Here is a 483-nt window from a genome sequence, read left to right as displayed (position 1 = left end):
GGGCACCTGTCGCACCGGCGGGGCCAGTAGCACCAGCAGGACCGGCAGCTCCCGTATCGCCTTTATCTCCTTTCAAACCTTGGGCACCGGTATCCCCTTTTGGACCTTGGGCACCTGTCGCACCGGCATCGCCCTTGTCGCCTTTATCCCCCTTCGGACCGTTGATGTTGGTCCAGGTATTTGTTGTAGGGTTGTAGACCCAGGTGCCGCTGTCGTTGGTCACTACCGTGATGCCAGCGCCGGGAGCGCCGGGCTGGCCGGAACCAGGCGTACCCGGCGTGCCAGAAGTGCCCGGAAGGCCCTGAACGCCAACCACGCCGGCATCGCCCTTGTCGCCTTTATCCCCCTTCGGACCATTGATGTTGGTCCAGGTATTTGTTGTAGGGTTGTAGACCCAGGTGCCGCTGTCGTTGGTCACTACCGTGATGCCAGCGCCGGGAGCGCCGGGCTGGCCGGAACCAGGCGTACCCGGCGTGCCAGAAG

At 63.8% G+C, this 483-nt stretch carries 1 pseudogene; it reads right to left on the bottom strand.

Annotated elements, in window-relative coordinates:
• Positions 1–483, bottom strand: a pseudogene (locus tag JHD69_RS20285) (exosporium protein); the annotation flags it as partial.

Origin of the sequence: Pedobacter sp. ASV12 (assembly GCF_016429155.1) — a bacterium.
GTDB lineage: Bacteria > Bacteroidota > Bacteroidia > Sphingobacteriales > Sphingobacteriaceae > Pedobacter.
The sequence above is the reverse complement of the archived record's forward strand: the minus strand, read 5'-3'. Positions and strand labels throughout refer to the sequence as shown.